This window comes from Aureimonas jatrophae, assembly GCF_900104035.1.
Classification (GTDB): domain Bacteria; phylum Pseudomonadota; class Alphaproteobacteria; order Rhizobiales; family Rhizobiaceae; genus Aureimonas; species Aureimonas jatrophae.
In genome coordinates this window covers 406,916-424,856 of record NZ_FNIT01000002.1, presented here as the reverse complement: position 1 = coordinate 424,856, position 17,941 = coordinate 406,916, and the positions used below count along the sequence as shown (strand labels likewise).

Sequence of the window (17,941 nt, the reverse complement as noted above, 5' to 3'; positions counted from 1 at the left end):
CTTGGGGCCGGCCCGCTGCGGGGCGCGGCGACGCTCGCCGGCCTCCTTCTCGTCTCGCTCGGCGCGGTCGGCCTCGTCATCGGGGTGAGCGTCGGCATCGGCGACCTGCCGATCCCGCTTTCGACGACCGGGCTCGCGGTCACCAACCGCCTCGGCTGGACCACGGCCGAGCTCAACCGTATCCACGAGACGGTGATCTGGGACTACCGCCTCAGCCGGGCGCTGGTCGCCGCCTTCTGTGGCGCGGGCCTTGCCATGTCGGGCGCGATCATGCAGGCGCTGCTGCGCAATCCGCTGGCCGAGCCCTACGTTCTCGGCATCTCGGCGGGCGCTTCGACCGGCGCGGTCGCGGTGGTGATCCTCGGGATCGGCGCGGGCGCGGTCTCGCTCTCGGCCGGGGCGTTCCTGGGCGCGTTCGCCTCGTTCTTCTTCGTGGCGCTTCTGTCGAGCGGGACGCGCGGCGGGGCGGACCGCACGATTCTGGCCGGCGTCGCCGCTTCGCAGCTCTTCAACGCCGCGACCTCCTATGTCGTCACCACCTCGGGCAACGCGCAGCAGGCCCGCGATGTCATGTTCTGGCTGCTCGGCAGCTTCGGCGGCGTGCGCTGGCCCGAGTTCGCGCTGGTCTCGGCGGTGATGGGCCTCGGCCTCGCGCTCTGCCTCTTCTTTGCCCGCGTTCTCGATGCCTTCGCCTTCGGCGACGAGGCGGCCGCCGCGCTCGGCGTCGATGTCGGACGCGCACGGCTCGGCTTCTTCGCGATCACCGCCGTGATGACCGCGACGGTGGTCAGCATGGTCGGGTCGATCGGCTTCGTCGGCCTTGTCGTGCCTCACGCCGCGCGCTTCGTCGTGGGCCCGGTCCACGGGCGCCTCCTGCCGGCCTGTGCGGTGGCGGGCGCGATCTTCATGGTTCTCGCCGACATCGCCTCGCGCGTCCTGATCCCACAGCAGGTGCTGCCCATCGGCGTCGTGACCGCGCTGGTCGGCGTGCCGGTCTTTGCCGCGATTCTCTTCCGCCTGCAGCGGGCGCCATGAGCATCCGAGCCAAAGGCATCTCGTGGCGGGCCGGAAAGCGCCAGATCCTCGATCGTGTGTCGCTCGAGGCCGAGCCCGGCCGGGTGCTCGGCCTGATCGGGCCCAACGGTTCGGGCAAGACCTCGCTCCTTCGCATCCTGGCGGGGTTGCGCCGCCCGGATGCGGGCCAAGTCGAGGTGGACGGCGAGGACCTGCGCGCGCTTGGACGGCGTCGCCTCGCCCGGCGCATCGCCTTCGTCGAGCAGCACGGGGCGACCAACGCGGACCTGCGGGTTTGCGACGTCGTGAAGCTCGGCCGCTTCCCGCATCGCTCGCCCTTTTCGGGCTGGACGGGCGCCGACGAGGCGGCGGTCGCGGACGCGCTGGCCCGCACCGGCCTGACGGACAGGCGCTTCGACCGGTGGCAGAACCTTTCGGGCGGCGAGCGGCAGCGTGTCCATATCGCGCGCGCGCTCGCCCAGACGCCGAGCGAGCTGATCCTCGACGAGCCGACGAACCACCTCGACGTCCACCACCAGATCGGCCTCCTGCAGCTCGTCGCCGGGCTCGACGTGACCTGCATCGTCTCGCTGCACGACTTGAACCATGCCGCCCTGTTCTGCGACCGGGTGGTGGTCCTGAGCCGGGGCCGGGTCGTGGCCAGCGGGCCGCCCGCCGAGACGCTGACCGAGACGCTGCTGCGCGAGGTCTTCGCGGTGGACGCCCGCGTTGCGACCTCGCCCCATCATGGGCGGCCCCACATCCATTTCCTGCCCTTCGCCAAGGGCGAGATCGAAACCTAGAGGCACCCCGATGCTGAGCTTCACCCCCCGCTTCGTGTCGTTCGACTGCTACGGGACCTTGATCCACTTCGGCATGGCGGCCCTCGCGCGCGAACTCTTCGCCGCGCGCATCCCGGCCGGGCGGATGGATCGCTTCCTTGCCGACTTCAAGGCCTTTCGCCTCGACGAGGTGTTGGGCCCCTTCAAGCCGTATCGCGAGGTGATCGGCGACGCCCTGGCGCGCACGGCACGGCTTCACGGCATCGCGACCGACGAGCACGATCTCGACGCGCTCTACCGCGCCATCCCGACCTGGGGGCCGCACCCTGACGTTGTGCCGGCGCTCGCCCGCATCGCCCAGGCGATCCCCGTTGTGGGTCTGACCAACTCGATGGCGGACCTCATTCCCCCCTCGATCGCGGCGATGCAGGCGCCCTTCCACCGCGTCGTCACGGCCGAGGAAGCCGGCGCCTACAAGCCACGCCGCCAAGCCTTCGACTACATGCTGGACACGCTCGGCGCGCGACCCGAAGAGGTGGTGCACTGTTCCTCATCGCATCGCTACGACCTGATGACGGCCTCGGATCTGCGCATGGGCGCACGCGTGCTCGTGGAGCGCGGCCATGAGCCGCCGGCCACCGGCTATGCCACCCACACGGTGAACGGCATCGACGGCCTCGCCAGACTTCTGGGTCTGGCCTGATCCGAGCGGGCGAGGATCAGCTCGCGATCCGCTCGCCCGTGCCCGTATCGAACAGAAGAATGCGCTCGCGCCGGAAGCGCAACGCGATCCGGTCGCCTGGCTGCGCGGCGACGCGGTCGCGAAAGACGCCCACCGCGTCCGCGTTGCCGAGGCGACAGAAGACCTGTGTCTCCGATCCGGTCGGCTCCACAACGGCGACCGTGGCCTCGGCATCGCCGCCGCTCCCGTCCGACAGCTCCATGTGCTCCGGGCGGATGCCGTAGGTGACGCGTCGGCCGGGCTGGAGACCGACGGCGCCCTCGGGCAGCGGCAGGCGCGTGCCGTCCGCTATGCGGAAGGCGGGTGCCCCGTCACCCGACGCCACCTCGCCGGCGAAGAGGTTCATGGCGGGCGAGCCGATGAAGCCGGCGACGAAGAGGTTGGCCGGACGGTCGTAGAGGTCGAGCGGCGCGCCGACCTGCTCGACCCGTCCGCCGTTCATCACCACGATCCGGTCGGCCATGGTCATGGCCTCGATCTGGTCGTGCGTGACGTAGACCATGGTGGTCTTGAGGCGCTGGTGGAGTGCCTTGATCTCGGTGCGCATCTGGACGCGCAGCTTGGCGTCGAGGTTCGAGAGCGGCTCGTCGAACAGGAACACGGCCGGGTCGCGCACGATGGCGCGGCCCATCGCGACGCGCTGGCGCTGGCCGCCCGAGAGCTCGCGCGGGTAGCGATCGAGCAGCGTCTCGAGGTCGAGGATCGCGGCGGCGCGCCGCACGGCCTCGTCCTTCTGCGCCTTCGCCGCGCCGGCAAGGCGCAGGGAGAAGGCCATGTTCTCGGCCACCGTCATGTGCGGGTAGAGCGCGTAGTTCTGGAACACCATGGCGATATCGCGCTCCTTGGGCGCGAGATCGTTGACCACGCGATTTCCGATCGCGATGTCGCCGTCGGTCACCTCCTCGAGCCCGGCGATCATGCGCAGCAGCGTCGACTTCCCGCAGCCCGACGGGCCGACCAGGATCACGAACTCGCCGTCGCGGATGTCGACGTTGACGTCGTGAAGGACGGGGTGGTGGCCGTAGCTCTTGCCCACATCCCGGAGCGCGATCGATGCCATCGAGGTCAACCCTTTACAGCGCCGGCGGTGAGGCCGGCGACGATGTGCTTCTGGGCGGCGAAGAAGACGATCACGGTGGGGGCGATCGTCAGCGTGATGAAGGCGAGCACGAGCTGCCAGTCGGTCGAGAACTCGCCCTGGTAGATCATGATGCCGAGCGGCCAGGGGAACTTGTCCTGGCTGTTCAGCATGATGAGCGGCATGATGTAGTTGTTCCAGCTGTTCACGAAGGAGACGATCGCGACGGTGGCCAGGATCGGGCGCGACAGCGGCAGCGTGACGAACCAGAAGAAGCGGATATAGCCCGAGCCGTCCACGAAGGCGGCGTCGAAGAGCTCGCGCGGCACGTTGCGGAAGAAGTTGCGGAACAGGAGGATGCTCATGCCGAGCCCGAAGGCGACCTGCGGCAGCACCACGCCGAGATAGGTGTCGAGAAGGCCGAGGTCGCGGATGCGGATGAAGAGCGGCAGGATGGCGGTGGCGATCGGGAACATCAGCCCGACCAGGAAGTAGTTCATCAGGAAGGCCGCCCCGAAGAAGCGGATATGGGCGAGCGCGAAGGCCGCCATGGCCGCGACCGAGACGGTGAGGACGACGGTGAGCGAGGCGATCAGGAACGAGTTGCCGAGCATGCGCCAGTAGCGACCCGAGGACAGGATGTCCCAGTAGTTCGCCCATTGCCATTCGGCCGGCAGGCCGAACGGGTTGACGCGCAGGTCGCCGAGACTCTTGAAGCCGCCGACCGCGGTGGTGAGCAGAGGCACCAGCACCACCGCCGCCATCAGGAACAGGCTGGCGTAGAGATAAAGACCGCCCACGAAGCCCGGCCGGCGCCGGCTCGCCTGATAGGTCGGTTCGGAGAGCGCGGCGTCAGTCATGGCGCATGAAGATCCGTCGGTAGCCGAAGGCGAGGGTGACACAGATCACGAAGAGCACGACGCCCACCGCGCTGCCGAAGCCGACCTGCATGCGCGTCACGCCGTAGGTGTAGAGGAAGGTGACCATGGTCTGCGTCGAGTTGGACGGGCCGCCGCCGGTAAGCGGCATGATCATGTCGAAGAGCTGCAGCGAGCCGATCACCGAGAAGAAGACCGACAGGCGGATGGTCGGCGAGAGCAGCGGCAGGGTCACGAAGCGGAAGCGCTGCCAGGGCGTCGCGCCGTCGAGGTCGGCCGCCTCGTAGAGCGACTTGTCGATCGACTGGAGCCCGGCGATGAAGAGCATCATGTGGAAGCCGAAATACTTCCACACGACCACCGCGAGCACGGCGTAGATCGCGTAGTCGCGGTCGGCGAGGACATAAGGCGTGGCAAAGCCGAGAAGGCTCGCGACCGAGGCGACGAGACCGTAGTCGCCATCGTAGATGAAGCGCCAGATGAGGCCGGCCGCCACGTCCGCGAGCACGTAAGGCAGGAAGAAGACGAGGCGGAAGGCGGTGGCGCCGGGAATGCGGTGCGACACGAGCGTCGCCAGCCACAGCGCCAGCGGCAGCTGCAGAAGAAGCGACACCACGATGATCAGGACGTTGTTGGTGATCGCGGTGCGGAAGGCACCGTTGCGCCAGAGCACCTCGAAGTTGCGGGTGCCCACGAAGTTCTCAGGCGAGCCGTAGCCACTCCAGTTGAACAGCGAGTACCAGGCCGCCTCGCCCATCGGCAGGATCACGAAGAGCGTGAACAGAAGCAGCGCCGGCGGCAGGAACAGCACCAGCACCGGCACGACGCCGCCGATGTTGCGGTAGCGCGCGCCTTTCGGGCGCCGCTTGACGGGGCTCAACGGGTTGGCCGCACGCGGCAGCGCTCCGGTCACGTCGGTCATGGCGCCTCCTGGGTGGATCCGGGATCGAAGGCGGGGACGGGCCAGCCCCTCCCCGCCGGGCAGGCTGCTACTGCAGCTCGAAGGCGTCCTGGATCTCCTGCGCGGCCTCTTCAGGTTCCATCTGGCCCGACACGACCTCGACGGTCACGTCGTTCACCACGCGCCCGACCGAGGGGCCGAGGTCCTGGTCGAGGAAGAGCTGGTGGAAGGGCGAGCGGGCGAGCTGCTCGGCGAAACCCTTGACGATCGGATCGGTGAGCGAGGCCTGGGCGCCGGCCGCGGCGGGGATCAGCATGCCGTTCTCGGCCATGGTCTTCTCGGCCGCCTCGCTCGTGAACCAGCGGGCGAAGTCGATGGCTTCCGGCTTCGCGTTGCGCGACACGGCCCAGCAGTTGACGCCGCCGAAGGTCGCCTCGGGCGCGCCGGCTCCCCCGTCCACGACGGGGAAGGCGAAGGTGCCGAGCTGGTCGCGGGGGATGCCCTTGCCGTCGGCGGCCGCCTTGGCCTGGCGGTTGGCGGAATCGTCGAAGGTCAGGAGCATGGCGGCGCGACCATCGCCGAACAGGGCGAGCGTGTCCTGCCAGCGCGTGCCGAGATACCCCGCCTGGAAGGGCTCCGCCGCGCCGAGTTCCTTCAACTTGGCGAAGGCCTGGACGAAGGGCTCGGCGGTGAAGCCACCGTTCTCGCCGGCCTTGGCCGCCGTGAAGGCGGGCTCGCCGCCGAGGCGCAGCGCGAGATAGGACCAGTAGAAGTGCAGCGGCCACTTGTCGCCACCCCCGCCCGCGATCGGCGTCACGCCGGCGGCCTTGAGCTTGCCGACCGCGCCCATGAAGTCGTCCCAGGTGCGGATCGCCGTGCCGTCGACGCCGGCCTTCTCGAACAAGGCCTTGTTGTAGAAGAAGCCGACCATGGACATCTTGAGCGGCACGCAGAGCGCCTGGTCGTCGATCGTGACGCCGTCCACCGCGGCCGGCAGATAGCTCTTGGCCCAGGCGCCCCCGTCGGCTTGCATGGGTGCTGTGAGATCCTGCACCGCGCCGGCCTCGCGCTGCGCCTTCAGGACGCCGCCGGTCCAGCTATAGAAGAGATCAGGCGCGTCGTTGCTCTGAAGAAGCGTCGGCAGCTTGGCCTTGAAGGCCTCGTTCTCCAGGAACTGCAGTTCCACCGTGACGCCGGGATGCTCGTTCTGGTACGTATCGGCGAGCTGGCGCCAGATCGCCGCATAGGCGGGGTTGGCCTCGACGTGCATGAGGCGCACCGTGGTCTGCGCCTGCGCGCCCGCCGCCAAAAGCAGCGTCGCCCCGGCAAGAGCGGTCGCGGTGAGACAGCGCGCCAAGCGCGAACGGATGCCCTTCGTCATGCCATTTCCTCCCATCGCCGGCGCGGTGTTTTTTCGCCTTGCGGATTAAATAGGGCGCGTTGAGCTACGCATGTCAAGAGCTTCCACGCCGCATGCGCCGAGGTTGAACGGTCGCCCGCACCGAAGTTTGGGCGTTGACAGGCGGGACGCGAGCCCTCTTATTTCCGCGATCCGAAATTAATCATGGTTCGGCATGAAGACCGGCGATCCCGAACTGATGCGGGAGATCAACCGCTTCCGCATCCTCGACCTCGTGCGCCGGCACGGGATGATCTCGCGCGTCGAGATCGCGGCGCGCGCCGAGCTCTCGCCCACCACCGTCTCGGCCATCACCGGCGCTCTCATCGAGGACGGCATCATCCAGCCGGTCTCGCTCGGCGGCATCCACGAGCCGGCGCGCGGCCGCCCCCGCGTCATGCTGCAGCTGAACCCGGACGCGGCGCGCGTGGTGGGTCTGGCCCTCGGGCCGCAGGGGATCGTGGCGGCGGTCACGAACTTCCGGGGCGACGTTCTCGCCAGCCTCCAGCTGCCCTTGCGCGTGCGGCGCCAGCCCGTGCCGGTCGTCGCGGACCTTGCCGAGGATGCGGTGCGCCGCGTCGTCGTGGAGGCCGGCCTGACGCTGGACGAGGTCAGCAACGTCTGCGCCACCCTGCCCGGCATCGTCGAGACCAAGACCGGGCTCGTGCGACGAACGCCGCTTTTTGCCGAGGGCGACGTCCTGTTCGGCGAGGCTCTGTCGACGCGCCTCGGCGTGCCAGTCGCGGTGGAGAGCGACGCCGCCGCGCTCGCGCTCGCCGAGCACTGGTTCGGCAACTGCCGCGAGATCGACGACTTCGCTCTGATCCTCCTCGACCAGGCGATCGGGCTCGGCATCCTCCACGACGGGCAGCTTTTCCGCGGCGCGCACGGCCTCAGCCACGACATCGGCGGCCTCGTGATCGGGACGAACCCGGGCGGCCACCTCGTGCGGCTCCTCGACGTCGCCTCGGAAGGGGCGGTGCTCGCCGAGCTCGATCTCGATCCGGCCTCGCGCGACGCCGCCCGCGCCGGCTTCGGCCTGCGCCACGTGCTCGACCGGATGGGCTGCGGCGAGGCGGGCGTCCTCGGCGCGGTGGAGCGGGCCGGACGGGCGGTCGGCATCAGCGCCGCCAACGTCGCGACGCTCTTCGCCCCGCCCCGCATCCTCCTCACCGGCTCGCTCCTGCAGCTGGGGGCGGCGCTGGAGCGCGAGATCGCCCGCACCTTCTCGGACGTCCTCGCCGAGCCGCTCGTCGGCGTCACGGAACTCGTCTTCCAGCCGCCGGGCGAGCCGGAGCGCCTCGGGCGCGGCGCGGCGGCCGTGGCGCTGCGCGACCTCTACGGCTCGCCCTTCAACACCACGGGACCGGCGCGCCCGCTCGCCCGGCCCTGACACAACGCGAAACGATCTCGGGAGGATCACCCCACCATGCGACCCGTCGGCATCGGCATCATCGGATGCGGTAACATCAGCGCGGCCTACCTGAAGGCCGCGCGCGGCTTCCCCGTCCTCGACATCCGCGCTGTAGCCGATCAGCGGCGCGAGGCGGCAGAAATGCGCGGCGCCGAGTTCGGCATTCCTGCAAGAAGCGTCGAGGACCTCCTCGCCGATCCCGCGATCGAGATCGTCCTCAACCTCACGATCCCCGCCGCGCATGTCGAGGTCGGCTTGCGGATCCTCGCCGCGGGCAAGCACGCCTACGGCGAGAAGCCGCTCGGCATCGATTATCGCGACGCCACGCGCCTGACGGCGGAGGCGGACCGTCGGGGCCTGCGCCTCGGCTCGGCGCCCGATACGTTCCTTGGCGGCGCGCACCAGGCCGCGCGGCGCTTCGTGGACGAGGGACATCTCGGCCAGATGGTCGGGGGCACGGCCTTCATGATGGGCCCGGGCCACGAGCGCTGGCACCCCGATCCCGACTTCTACTACAAGCCGGGCGGCGGGCCGATGCTGGATATGGGCCCCTACTACATCACCGACCTCGTGAACCTTCTGGGTCCCGTCTCGCGCGTCGTCGGCCTGTCGCCCGAGCCGCGCCGCGAGCGCACGATCACGAGCGAGCCGCGCCGCGGCCAGTTGATCCAGGTCGAGGTGCCCACCCACGTCGCGGGCGCGCTGCAGTTCGCGAGCGGCGCCGTGGTCACCATGGTGATGAGCTTCGACGTCGCCGGCCACAAGCATCTGCCGCTCGAGGTCTACGGTACGGAAGGCTCGCTCACCGTGCCCGATCCCAACCACTTCGGCGGCGCGCCGCTGTTCCTGCGCAAGGGCGGCGAATGGGAGGAGGTCGCGGTCACCGAGCCCTTCGCGGACGGCAACTACCGCTCGATCGGCTTGGCCGACATGGCGAGCGCGATCCGCCGAAACCGGCCGCACCGGGCGAGCGGCGCGCTGGCGCTCCACGTCCTCGAGGTCATGGAGGCCTTCGCGCGCTCTGCCGAGACGGGCGCGGCGATCACGATCGAGACACGGCCCGAACGGCCGGCGCCGCTGAGCGCCGACCCTTCGCTGACAGGCATACTGGAGGAGACAATCTGATGAAGCAGGCACTCATCGTCTGGGGCGGCTGGAGCGGGCACGAGCCCGAGCAGTGCGCGGCTGTCTTGGGCGACATGCTGCGCGAGGAGGGCTTCACGGTGTTCAGCGAGAACACGACCGAGGCCTTCGCCGATCCCTCGATCCACGACCTGTCGCTGATCGTCCCGTTGATCACCATGGCCAAGATCGAGAAGGAGGAGCTGACCAACCTCACCGCCGCCGTGCGGGGCGGGGTGGGCCTCGGCGGCTACCACGGCGGCATGGGCGACGCCTTCCGCGACCAGCCCGAATACCAGTTCATGGTGGGCGGGCAGTGGGTCGCCCATCCCGGCAACATCATCGACTACACGGTCGACGTCACGCGGCCGGACGATCCGGTGATGGAGGGGATCGCGAGCTTCCCCTACCGCTCCGAGCAGTACTACATGCATGTCGACCCCTCGAACGAGGTGCTGGCCACCACGCGCTTCACGGGCGAGCACGCCGAGTGGATCGACGGCGTGGTGATGCCGGTGGTGTGGAAGCGCCGCTACGGACAGGGGCGCGTCTTCTACTCCTCGCTCGGCCACGTCGCCTCGGAGTTCCAGGTGCCGCAGATGCGCACCATCCTGCAACGCGGACTGGTCTGGGCCGCGCGCTGACCGCAGCCGGACGGGGGTGGACCCGACCCGCCCCCGTCCGGCGTCAGCCCCGCCATTCCCTGCGAAGAAGGGCGTACTGCATCGTGTTCTCGTAGACCGGCCGCCCCTTGGCGTCGTCGACGAAGGACACGAACTCCAGAAACACGCCCTCGCGGCGCATGCAGAGCCGCTCGCACAGGCGCTGCGAGGCAACGTTGTGGTCTTCGACATAGGCGTAGAGACGCCGCGCGCCGCGCTCCTCGAACAGGTGCCGCACCAGCGCTTGGGCCGCCTCGGAGGCGTAGCCGGCCCCGGCGAAGGCGGCGTCGAAGTTCCAGCCGATGCTGAACGTGTCGGGCGGCTCGGGCACCGCGAAGAGGTCGCCGATCAGCTGGTCGGTGTCGCGCAGCGCGACAGCGATCGCCTCGTCGTTCGCCGCGCGCCGCTCCGCCTCCGCGTGCGCGGCATCAAGGTCGGGTAGGCGCAGCGAGGCGAAGCACGTCGATCGCGGCTCGCGCAGATAGGCGAGAAGCCCGGCCGCGTCCTCGCGCCGGAAGCGGCGCAGGATCAGTCGCTCCGTCCGGATCGGCTCCATTTTGCCTCGCTCCCCGTGCCTGTCGGCCGGAGCCCGTAGCGCACGTCCCCGACCGGCGACAAGCGACGGTCGCTTCATCGCTACCACGTGCCCGAGACGCGAAATTCCAGGCGCTCCTCGCGGCCCGTCGTGCCGGTGCGGCTGCGGTGTTCGATGCGCGCGGTCCAGTCCTTGGCCACATCCACCAGAAGCGCGGGCGTGACGCTGCGCGTGCGCTCCACCGCGTTCGTGCCCGGCACGCGGCGCCGCTCGCCCTCCCACCGGATCTGTGGGCGAAGGCGAAGGCCGCCGAGGTCGATGCTGCGCTCGAGGCGCAGGCCCGAGACGAGCGCGCCATAGGGGTCCCGGCCGCGCTCGCGGGTGATCTCGGCTCGTCCGTAGGGGTTCACCAGCCAACCCGAGACGCGACGCTCGACGCCGAAGCGTGCCGTGCCGAAGGCTGCGCCCCCATCCCCACCGGTCGGCGCCATCGTGCCGGCGCTGAGGTCCAGGAACGAGGACGCAAGGAGCTGGAGCGAGCCGTAGGCGGCGACCCCGGCCAAGTCGGCCTCGCGCTCGCCGAAGCGGCGCTGGTCGATGCTGGCCGCGACGCCTGCGATACGCCCGCCCCGGCCGATCCCGTCGAAGCCCGCCGTCAGCGACAGGTCGCTTTCGCCGACCCGGCCGCCCGGCGCAAGCGTGACCGAGCCGCGGCTCCAGCTGCCCTCGGCGTCCGTCGCCAAGCCATCGCTGCGCAGGTGCATCTCGCGCCGGGGCGCGGCGCGCGGATCGAAGAGGGTGCGTCCGAAGCGCTCGTCCGCCGGATCGGGCGTCAGCCTGTCCCAGCTTTCCATGCGCTGCTCGTCGTCGCCGGCCTCCAGTCGCAGGTCGATGTCGAGGCGCGGCGGATCGACTTCGGGGTCGCGGATGCGCTCCAGACGCTCGCCGAGGCGCTCGGCGGCGGCGCGCGCAGCGTCGGCGGCGGGCGAGGCGCCCGCGTCCCCGCCGAAGAGGAGGGCCGGAAGCGCAAGAACAAGCGAGCGGAACCCAAAACGGCGCCTCCCGCGCCGGGCCCGTGCTGCGGGGTGGGACAAAGGATCCCTCCATCCAGACAGAACAAGCGCTCTTTTCGCACCGCAATATGACGGGAAGCTGACCTTACGGGTTCGCCTCTGGCGCGCGTCGGCGCGAGGTTGTGCGCTCGCGCAGGGCGTCCAGCGCGTCGGCGTTGAGGCGGCCCCAGCGGTAGAGCATCTCGACCGGCTCGACGAAGCGCGTGCCCAGCGCCGTCAGCCGGTACTCGACCGCCGGCGGAACGGTGCCCGCGACGTGGCGCGTCACGAGCCCGCTCGCCTCCATCTCGCGCAGCGTCTGCGTCAGCATCTTCTTGGAGATGCCGGGCAGCGAGCGCTGCAGGACGCCGGTGCGCGCCGCGCCTGCATGCCGCGCATGGAGCGTGTGGAGCACCATGCTCGTCCACTTGGTGGCAAAGAGTTCGAGAACGCGGCGCGGCGCGCAGTCCTCGCGCCACGCCTCGTCGGGCGTTCCGGGTCGCATGCGTGGATACCTCCGGGTGCCTATGTCCCCATTCGGTTCCGTCTAGCCGCCGGCGTCCGGGCTGCCTAGCTCGGGCGGAACGCGAACCCATACACAACCGAGCCCAGACGGAGACGGACAGCATGACCAAGACAGCCCTCGTGGTGGGTGCCAGCGGCATCGTGGGCAGCGCGACCGCCGCGCTTCTCAACGAACAGGGCTGGCGGGTGCTGGGTCTGGCCCGACGCCCCGCCAGCCAGAACGGCATCCTGCCGGTGGCGGCCGACCTGCAGGATGCCGCGGCCACAACAAAGGCGCTGCGCGACGTGCGGCCCGATGCCGTGTTCATCACGACCTGGGCCCGGCAGGCGACGGAAGCCGAGAACATCCGCGTCAACGCCGGCATGGTGCGCCACCTTCTCGACGCGCTGCGGCTTGGTGGCACGACGCGCCACGTGGCGCTGGTGACGGGCCTCAAGCACTATCTCGGACCCTTCGAGGCCTACGGAAAGGGCGAGCTGCCCAAGACGCCGTTCCGCGAGACGCAGGGCCGCCTGCCGGTCGACAACTTCTACTACGCGCAGGAGGACGAGGTCTTCGCGGCAGCCACGCGCGACGGCTTCCGCTGGAGCGTCCACCGCCCACACACCGTGATCGGCCAGGCGGTCGGCAACGCCATGAACATGGGCACGACGCTGGCGGTCTACGCCACGCTCTGCCGCGAGACGGGGCGCCCGTTCCGCTTTCCGGGTTCGGAAGCGCAGTGGGAGAGCCTCACCGACATGACGGATGCGCGCCAGCTCGCCCGCCAGCTCCTGTGGGCGACGCAAACGCCGGCGGCCGCCAACGAAGCCTTCAACATCGTCAACGGCGACGTCTTCCGCTGGAACTGGATGTGGGGCCGCATCGCCGAGTGGTTCGGGATCGAGGCCGCCCCCTTCGACGGCACGGTGCGCCCGCTCGAGGACCAGATGCGGGACGACGCGCCGGTCTGGCGCCGCATCGCGACACGCGAGGGTCTGGCGGAGCCCGATCTGTCGCGCCTCGCCTCGCCCTGGCACACGGATGCCGATCTCGGCCGTCCCTTCGAGGTCGTGACCGACATGGGCAAGAGCCGCCGGCTCGGCTTTCTCGACTACCAGCCCACCGACGACAGCTTCTTCGACCTCTTCGCCAAGCTGCGCACAGACCGCCTCATCCCCTGACGGGCGAGGCACCTCACCACACAACGGGATGGGGGCGTCCCGTTCCGACGTCGACGAAGCCCTCCGGCGCGAGCGGCGAGGGTGCGACGAGCACCCAACGCCAGGGCGCGCAGGTCAGCGTCGCAAAGGCCAGGCGCTCGGGAAAGCCCGGGCTCCAGCGCGGCGAGAAGGTCGGCTCGTACATCCAGTCGATCGTCTCGGCCGCTTGGTAGAGAGCCTGCATCTCCCGGTCGAGCTCTTCCGGCGGGCGCGCCGTCATCAGGCCGCCGACCTCGTAGCGCACCCGCGCCAGCACCTCGCCGTCCCGCACCAGGGCCCAGCCGCCGCCCATCTCGCGCAACGTGTTGACGGCAAGCGCCATGGCCTCGTCGCAGGAGCCGACGGTCCAGATGTTGTGCTTGTCGTGGCCCATCGAGCAGGCGAGCGCGGTGCCCGGCGTGCGCGGGCCGGTGCCGAGCCAGAACATCTTCGCGGTTCGCCCCTCGCCCGAGAAGCGGTCGACGATCGCGAACTTCGTGATGTTGCGCGCGGCGTCGCGCTGGACGTGGCCGTCGGCGACGGGCAGTTCGGCCGTGATGAACGCGTCCGACCAGTGGAAGGGCCGCAGAAGCGCGGCCTGCATCGTCGCGCGACCCGGCTCGGCGTGAATCGCGAAGTCGGCCGCCGTGATCTCGCGGTCGATGCGCACCGTCCGGCGCGTCCAGTCCGGCCACGCGATCTCGGGAACGGCCACGGTCATGCGGCCGTCCCGTGCGACCTCGCGCCCGTCCGCCCAGACCGAGGCGATGATGAAGCTTTCGACATCGGACAGAAGCACCATGTCGGCGTAGCGCCCCGGCGCGATCGCGCCGACCCAAGGGGTCAGGCGCATGTGGCGCGCCGGGTTGATCGTGACGAGCTGGACGGCGATCTCGGGCGCGAGGCCGTTCCGGATGGCGAGGCGCACGTTGTGGTCGGTCGCCCCGATGCGCATCGTGTCGGAGGCCGAGCGGTCGTCGGTGCAGAGCGCGATCTGGCTCCAGTCGGCGAGGCCGTCGGCGACGAGCGCCTGGATGATCTCGGGCAGCGAATGGGGGCGCAGCTCTAGGAACAGGCCACGCCGCAACTTGTCGCGGACCTCGTCCGGCGTCCAGGCCTCGTGGTCCGAGGCCATGCCGGCGGCCGCGAACGCGTTGATCTCGGGCGCGCCGCGCATGCCCGCGGCATGGCCCTCCACGACGCCGCGCGCCTCGAAGGTCGCCCGGATCATGCCCCAGAGCCGCTCGTGCGAGGGGTTGGCGGCGTCCCAGACGGCGGGCCAGTCCATCACCTCGTCGAGGCCGGGAACCAGCAGCGTGTCGCGCAGGAAATCGCGCTGCTCCTCGTAGCCGTAATGGCCGCCGCCCCACTCGTAGGCGGTGGGCGGCACGGCCGAGCCGGGCAGCGGGAAGATCTTGGCGGGGCTCCCGGCACGGCGCGCGGCAAGCCAGAAGTCGAGGTTGCGCGCGCCGTCGACGTTCGAGAACTCGTGGCTCGCCTCGCAGGTCCAGGTGCAGCCGAAGGGCAGGACGAGGGCCGCCTCGCGGTCGGGCGTCAGGTGGCTCGACTCGATATGCTTGTGCACCTCGCCGAAGCCCGGCACCGCATGACGGTCGGGCTCGTGGACACGCTCGGCCGCTTCGCCGGGCCAGGAGCCGGCACCGCCGACATAGGCGATGCGCCGGGCGCGGATGACGATCTCCTGGTCGGCATGCCAGCGCCGCGTGTGCACGTCGAGCAGCCGACCGACCCGCAGGACGCGGTCAGCCGGACGCTTGCCCAGCGCCACCAGCGCGAGATCCTGTCGGATGCGCACCTCGTCGGACGCGTGGATGAGGAGATCGTCGGGCAGTTCGGGCGGCTGGGTCATGGGAAAGGCTTCTAGCCGCCCCGCAACGCCGCGCACAATAACGCGACAGGCTTGTCCTTTGCGGAAAAAATACGCTAGTCCGTTCGCGGCCCTGACCGTTTCCCCACCCATTCCGGAGACCCGCCATGATCCGCACGCCCCTTCGCCTGGCCCTAGCCGCTTCCGCGGCCCTGGCGCTCACCGCCGGCGCGGCGCAGGCGAAGACGCTGACGATCTCCTGGTGGGGCTTCAACGGCGAGAAGCTGGATCAGATCGTGATCCAGCCCTTCAAACAGCAGTGCGGCTGCGACGTCGTGTTCGAGACCGGCAACAACGCCGACCGCCTTGCCAAGATCCGCATTCGCGGCGGTGCGGGCGTCGATGTCGCCTACTTCTCCGACTCCTTCTCCCAGATCGGCGTCACGGAAGGGCTGTTTCAGGAGATCGACCCCGCCAAGGTTCCCAACATCGCGGGCCTCTACGACATCGCCAAGGCGCCTCAGGGTCCCTATGGTCCGGCCTACACGATCGGGCGCGTCGGCATCGTCACCGACACGGCGCGCGTCACGACGCCGGTGACCTCGTGGGATGACCTGTGGCGCGAGGACATGGCGGCCAGCCTGACGCTGCCCGGCATCACCACGACCGCCGGCCCGATGGTGGTCCTGAAGGCAGGCGACCATGCCGGCGAGAACGCGTTCGACAATCCGGACGCCGCGTTCGAGGCGGTGGACGCACTCAAGCCCAACGTCGTGAAGACCTACAACACCGGCTCCGAGATGATCAATCTCTTCTCCACCGGCGAGGTCTCGGCCGCGGTCGCGCAGGACTTCACGCTCGGCCAGATCCAGGCCGCCGTCCCGACCGCCGCCTGGGCGGACCTCAAGGAAGGCGCGATCGCCACCGTCAACACGGTGAACATTCCCAAGGGCGCGGCCGAGCCGGAGCTCGCGCTCCAGTACATCAACTTCATCCTCTCGCCCGAGGTGCAGCAGAAGCTCGCCGAGCAGGGGGTGGACGCGCCCGCCGCCAAGGCCGTCGAGCTGACGCCGGAGCAGGCGCGCCTCTGGACCTACGGCGCCGACGTCGTCGCGAAGCTCCAGGTGCTGGACTACGCCAAGCTGAACGCGGCCAAGAACGACTGGATCGACCGCTGGAACGAGATCTTCGGCGGCTGAGACCCATTCCATGAAGCGCTTCAGCGGCTGGCTTCTCGCCTCGCCCGGAACCCTGTTTCTGGTCGCGATCCTCGTCGTCCCGGTGCTCCTGACGCTCCTTGCGACGCTGACGGGGCCGGACGGGCCGCTCGCGCCCTACCTCGCCTTCTTCTCGAGCGGCTACCGGCGGCGGGTCGTGTGGCGCACGCTGCAGGTGGCCGGCATCACCACGCTGATCTCGCTCGTGATCGGCTTCCTCGCCGCCTATGCCGTGTCGCGCTGCCCGCCCTGGCTGAAGTCGGCGCTGGTGGTGGCAGCGGTGTTTCCGCTGCTCACCGGCGTCGTCGTGCGCTCGTTCGCCTGGCTCATCATCCTCGGCAAGAACGGCATCCTGAACGACACGCTCCTGCGCCTCGGCCTCCTGGAGCGTCCGCTCAGCCTTCTCTACACGCAAGGGTCGGTGATCGCGGCGATGGTCTACCTCTTCGTGCCGCTGATGATCCTCACCATGGTGGGCGTCTTCGAGCAGATCCCCGACGACGTCGTGCAGGCTTCCGCCTCGCTCGGCGCCACGCCGCTCTCGACCTTCTTCGGGGTCACGCTGCCGCTCGCCGTGCCGGGCCTCATCGTCGGCGCCGTTCTCGTCTTCACAGGCTCCTTCACCGCCTACGCGACGCCGCAGCTGCTCGGCGGCGAGCAGCAGATGATGATGGGAACGCTGATGTACCAGCAGGCCATGGTGCGCTTCGACTGGACCGCGGCCTCGACCATCGCGGCGATCATGCTGGTGATTACGCTTCTCGCCGTTCTCCTGATGACGCGCCTGGCCCGGCGCCTTAATCCGGCGGCGGTGTGAGCCGATGACCCGCCGCGTCCACCCGGTTCTCGCCGTCTTCACGGCGCTGGTCTTCCTGTTCCTGCTCGGGCCCCTGGTCATTGTGGTGGGCGCCTCGCTCAGCGACACCACCTACCTCACCTTCCCGCCGCAGGGCCTCTCCCTGCGCTGGTTCGAGAACATCTTCGCGATCGCGGCCTTCCGGCGCACGATCGTCACCAGCCTGCAGATCGCGTTTCTCGCGACCGCCCTGGCGCTCCTGATCGGCGTGCCGGCGGCCTATGCGATGAACCGCTACCGTATCGCCCTGCCCTCGTGGCTCTCGACGCTCTTCGTCCTGCCGGTGCTCGTCCCCGAGCTCGTGCTCGGCTTCTCCCTCCTGCGCAGCCTCGCGGTGGGGCTGGAAGCGCCGATCTTCCTGTCGCTGCTTCTGGGGCACACGCTGCTCGTCCTGCCCTATATCGTGAGGATCGTGGGGGCGAGCCTTGCGTCCTTCGACTTCGCGATCGAGGAGGCGGCGATCAGCCTCGGCACGCCGCCGCTGAAGGCCTTCGGAACGATCGTCCTGCCGAACGTGCGGCCCGCCGTCATGGCGGCCTTCATCCTCGCCTTCATCACCTCGATCAACGACGTGTCGATCTCGATCTTCCTGACGGGGCCGGGCATCTCCACCCTGCCGATCCAGATCCTTGCCCATGTCGAGCAGTTCTTCGACCCGACGATCGCCTCGGTCTCGGTTCTGCTGATGGCGCTCACCGTCGCCGTCATGGCCGTGGTGGAGCGCACGCTCGGCCTCACCGTCCTCGCCAAGTAA

Annotated in this window: 18 protein-coding genes; 10 read left to right on the top strand and 8 right to left on the bottom strand. The window is 69.7% G+C overall.

Going from position 1 to position 17,941, the window contains the following annotated elements; genetic code table 11:
* Positions 1-15 precede the first annotated feature (15 nt).
* From BLQ76_RS06385 to BLQ76_RS06375, 3 genes are read left to right on the top strand one after another with little or no spacing between them, the layout of a single operon-like run.
* The gene (locus tag BLQ76_RS06385) at positions 16-1,035 is read left to right on the top strand and encodes a FecCD family ABC transporter permease (protein WP_210285836.1); all 1,020 of its coding nucleotides are present in this window, start codon (positions 16-18) and stop codon (positions 1,033-1,035) included.
* Positions 1,032-1,817 (top strand): ABC transporter ATP-binding protein, encoded by a 786-nt coding sequence (locus BLQ76_RS06380; protein WP_090670598.1) that lies wholly within the window; start codon positions 1,032-1,034, stop codon positions 1,815-1,817. The genes BLQ76_RS06385 and BLQ76_RS06380 overlap by 4 nt, the downstream gene beginning before the upstream one ends.
* 10 nt (positions 1,818-1,827) lie before the next feature.
* Entirely contained in the window at positions 1,828-2,499 is a 672-nt protein-coding gene (locus BLQ76_RS06375; protein WP_090670595.1) for a haloacid dehalogenase type II, read from the top strand.
* Positions 2,500-2,515: 16 nt separating this feature from the next.
* Here BLQ76_RS06375 and BLQ76_RS06370 read toward each other — a convergent pair whose 3' ends face one another.
* The 4 genes from BLQ76_RS06370 to BLQ76_RS06355 all read right to left on the bottom strand — a co-directional run bounded on the left by BLQ76_RS06370 (position 2,516) and on the right by BLQ76_RS06355 (position 6,776).
* Positions 2,516-3,598 (bottom strand): ABC transporter ATP-binding protein, encoded by a 1,083-nt coding sequence (locus BLQ76_RS06370; protein WP_090670592.1) that lies wholly within the window; start codon positions 3,596-3,598, stop codon positions 2,516-2,518.
* Between the two features lie 5 nt (positions 3,599-3,603).
* Positions 3,604-4,380: a carbohydrate ABC transporter permease gene (locus tag BLQ76_RS06365; RefSeq protein WP_244493754.1), complete on the bottom strand. Its 777-nt coding sequence runs from the start codon at positions 4,378-4,380 to the stop codon at positions 3,604-3,606.
* An 88-nt stretch (positions 4,381-4,468) separates the two neighbouring features.
* Positions 4,469-5,416 (bottom strand): carbohydrate ABC transporter permease, encoded by a 948-nt coding sequence (locus BLQ76_RS06360; RefSeq protein WP_090670587.1) that lies wholly within the window; start codon positions 5,414-5,416, stop codon positions 4,469-4,471.
* Between the two features lie 67 nt (positions 5,417-5,483).
* The gene (locus BLQ76_RS06355) at positions 5,484-6,776 is read right to left on the bottom strand and encodes an extracellular solute-binding protein (RefSeq protein WP_090670584.1); all 1,293 of its coding nucleotides are present in this window, start codon (positions 6,774-6,776) and stop codon (positions 5,484-5,486) included.
* 193 nt (positions 6,777-6,969) lie between these two features.
* On the opposite strand from BLQ76_RS06355, the gene BLQ76_RS06350 reads away from it, so the two are divergent.
* The 3 genes from BLQ76_RS06350 to BLQ76_RS06340 are packed head-to-tail and all read left to right on the top strand — an operon-like array spanning position 6,970 to position 9,974.
* Positions 6,970-8,187 carry an ROK family transcriptional regulator gene (locus tag BLQ76_RS06350; protein ID WP_090670582.1) on the top strand — a complete coding sequence of 406 codons (1,218 nt, stop codon included), beginning with the start codon at positions 6,970-6,972 and terminating at the stop codon, positions 8,185-8,187.
* A gap of 36 nt (positions 8,188-8,223) precedes the next feature.
* Positions 8,224-9,333 carry a Gfo/Idh/MocA family protein gene (locus BLQ76_RS06345; protein ID WP_090670579.1) on the top strand — a complete coding sequence of 370 codons (1,110 nt, stop codon included), beginning with the start codon at positions 8,224-8,226 and terminating at the stop codon, positions 9,331-9,333.
* Positions 9,333-9,974: a ThuA domain-containing protein gene (locus BLQ76_RS06340; protein WP_090670576.1), complete on the top strand. Its 642-nt coding sequence runs from the start codon at positions 9,333-9,335 to the stop codon at positions 9,972-9,974. The genes BLQ76_RS06345 and BLQ76_RS06340 overlap by 1 nt, the downstream gene beginning before the upstream one ends.
* 43 nt (positions 9,975-10,017) lie before the next feature.
* Here BLQ76_RS06340 and BLQ76_RS06335 read toward each other — a convergent pair whose 3' ends face one another.
* The 3 genes from BLQ76_RS06335 to BLQ76_RS06325 form a co-directional block, all read right to left on the bottom strand.
* The gene (locus BLQ76_RS06335; protein WP_090670573.1) at positions 10,018-10,548 is read right to left on the bottom strand and encodes a GNAT family N-acetyltransferase; all 531 of its coding nucleotides are present in this window, start codon (positions 10,546-10,548) and stop codon (positions 10,018-10,020) included.
* An 80-nt stretch (positions 10,549-10,628) separates the two neighbouring features.
* Entirely contained in the window at positions 10,629-11,621 is a 993-nt protein-coding gene (locus tag BLQ76_RS06330; RefSeq protein ID WP_090670566.1) for a hypothetical protein, read from the bottom strand.
* 64 nt (positions 11,622-11,685) lie between these two features.
* A complete protein-coding gene (locus BLQ76_RS06325) occupies positions 11,686-12,084 on the bottom strand; it encodes a winged helix-turn-helix transcriptional regulator (RefSeq protein ID WP_090670563.1) in 399 nt (132 codons plus the stop codon).
* Positions 12,085-12,206: 122 nt separating this feature from the next.
* Here BLQ76_RS06325 and BLQ76_RS06320 point away from each other — a divergent pair, with 122 nt between their 5' ends.
* Entirely contained in the window at positions 12,207-13,268 is a 1,062-nt protein-coding gene (locus BLQ76_RS06320; RefSeq protein WP_090670560.1) for an SDR family oxidoreductase, read from the top strand.
* Positions 13,269-13,281: 13 nt separating this feature from the next.
* Here BLQ76_RS06320 and BLQ76_RS06315 read toward each other — a convergent pair whose 3' ends face one another.
* Positions 13,282-15,156: an adenine deaminase gene (locus tag BLQ76_RS06315; RefSeq protein WP_090670557.1), complete on the bottom strand. Its 1,875-nt coding sequence runs from the start codon at positions 15,154-15,156 to the stop codon at positions 13,282-13,284.
* Between the two features lie 125 nt (positions 15,157-15,281).
* Between BLQ76_RS06315 and BLQ76_RS06310 the strand changes: the two genes are divergently transcribed.
* Genes BLQ76_RS06310 through BLQ76_RS06300 form a run of 3 tightly spaced genes read left to right on the top strand, consistent with a single transcriptional unit; the run spans position 15,282 to position 17,941 of the window.
* On the top strand, positions 15,282-16,313 hold the full coding sequence (locus BLQ76_RS06310) for an ABC transporter substrate-binding protein (protein WP_090670554.1): 1,032 nt from the start codon (positions 15,282-15,284) through the stop codon (positions 16,311-16,313).
* 10 nt (positions 16,314-16,323) lie between these two features.
* Positions 16,324-17,148 (top strand): ABC transporter permease, encoded by an 825-nt coding sequence (locus tag BLQ76_RS06305; RefSeq protein WP_090670550.1) that lies wholly within the window; start codon positions 16,324-16,326, stop codon positions 17,146-17,148.
* A 4-nt stretch (positions 17,149-17,152) separates the two neighbouring features.
* Entirely contained in the window at positions 17,153-17,941 is a 789-nt protein-coding gene (locus BLQ76_RS06300) for an ABC transporter permease (RefSeq protein WP_090670548.1), read from the top strand.

Coding starts and splice junctions, on each gene's coding strand:
- BLQ76_RS06350 (WP_090670582.1), top strand. CDS start 6,970: ATGAAGACCGGCGATCCCGAACTGATGCGGGAGATCAACCGCTTCCGC.
- BLQ76_RS06365 (WP_244493754.1), bottom strand. CDS start 4,380: ATGGCGGCGGTGGTGCTGGTGCCTCTGCTCACCACCGCGGTCGGCGGC.
- BLQ76_RS06320 (WP_090670560.1), top strand. CDS start 12,207: ATGACCAAGACAGCCCTCGTGGTGGGTGCCAGCGGCATCGTGGGCAGC.
- BLQ76_RS06360 (WP_090670587.1), bottom strand. CDS start 5,416: ATGACCGACGTGACCGGAGCGCTGCCGCGTGCGGCCAACCCGTTGAGC.
- BLQ76_RS06315 (WP_090670557.1), bottom strand. CDS start 15,156: ATGACCCAGCCGCCCGAACTGCCCGACGATCTCCTCATCCACGCGTCC.
- BLQ76_RS06325 (WP_090670563.1), bottom strand. CDS start 12,084: ATGCGACCCGGAACGCCCGACGAGGCGTGGCGCGAGGACTGCGCGCCG.
- BLQ76_RS06355 (WP_090670584.1), bottom strand. CDS start 6,776: ATGACGAAGGGCATCCGTTCGCGCTTGGCGCGCTGTCTCACCGCGACC.
- BLQ76_RS06335 (WP_090670573.1), bottom strand. CDS start 10,548: ATGGAGCCGATCCGGACGGAGCGACTGATCCTGCGCCGCTTCCGGCGC.
- BLQ76_RS06380 (WP_090670598.1), top strand. CDS start 1,032: ATGAGCATCCGAGCCAAAGGCATCTCGTGGCGGGCCGGAAAGCGCCAG.
- BLQ76_RS06375 (WP_090670595.1), top strand. CDS start 1,828: ATGCTGAGCTTCACCCCCCGCTTCGTGTCGTTCGACTGCTACGGGACC.
- BLQ76_RS06345 (WP_090670579.1), top strand. CDS start 8,224: ATGCGACCCGTCGGCATCGGCATCATCGGATGCGGTAACATCAGCGCG.
- BLQ76_RS06300 (WP_090670548.1), top strand. CDS start 17,153: ATGACCCGCCGCGTCCACCCGGTTCTCGCCGTCTTCACGGCGCTGGTC.
- BLQ76_RS06370 (WP_090670592.1), bottom strand. CDS start 3,598: ATGGCATCGATCGCGCTCCGGGATGTGGGCAAGAGCTACGGCCACCAC.
- BLQ76_RS06305 (WP_090670550.1), top strand. CDS start 16,324: ATGAAGCGCTTCAGCGGCTGGCTTCTCGCCTCGCCCGGAACCCTGTTT.
- BLQ76_RS06340 (WP_090670576.1), top strand. CDS start 9,333: ATGAAGCAGGCACTCATCGTCTGGGGCGGCTGGAGCGGGCACGAGCCC.
- BLQ76_RS06310 (WP_090670554.1), top strand. CDS start 15,282: ATGATCCGCACGCCCCTTCGCCTGGCCCTAGCCGCTTCCGCGGCCCTG.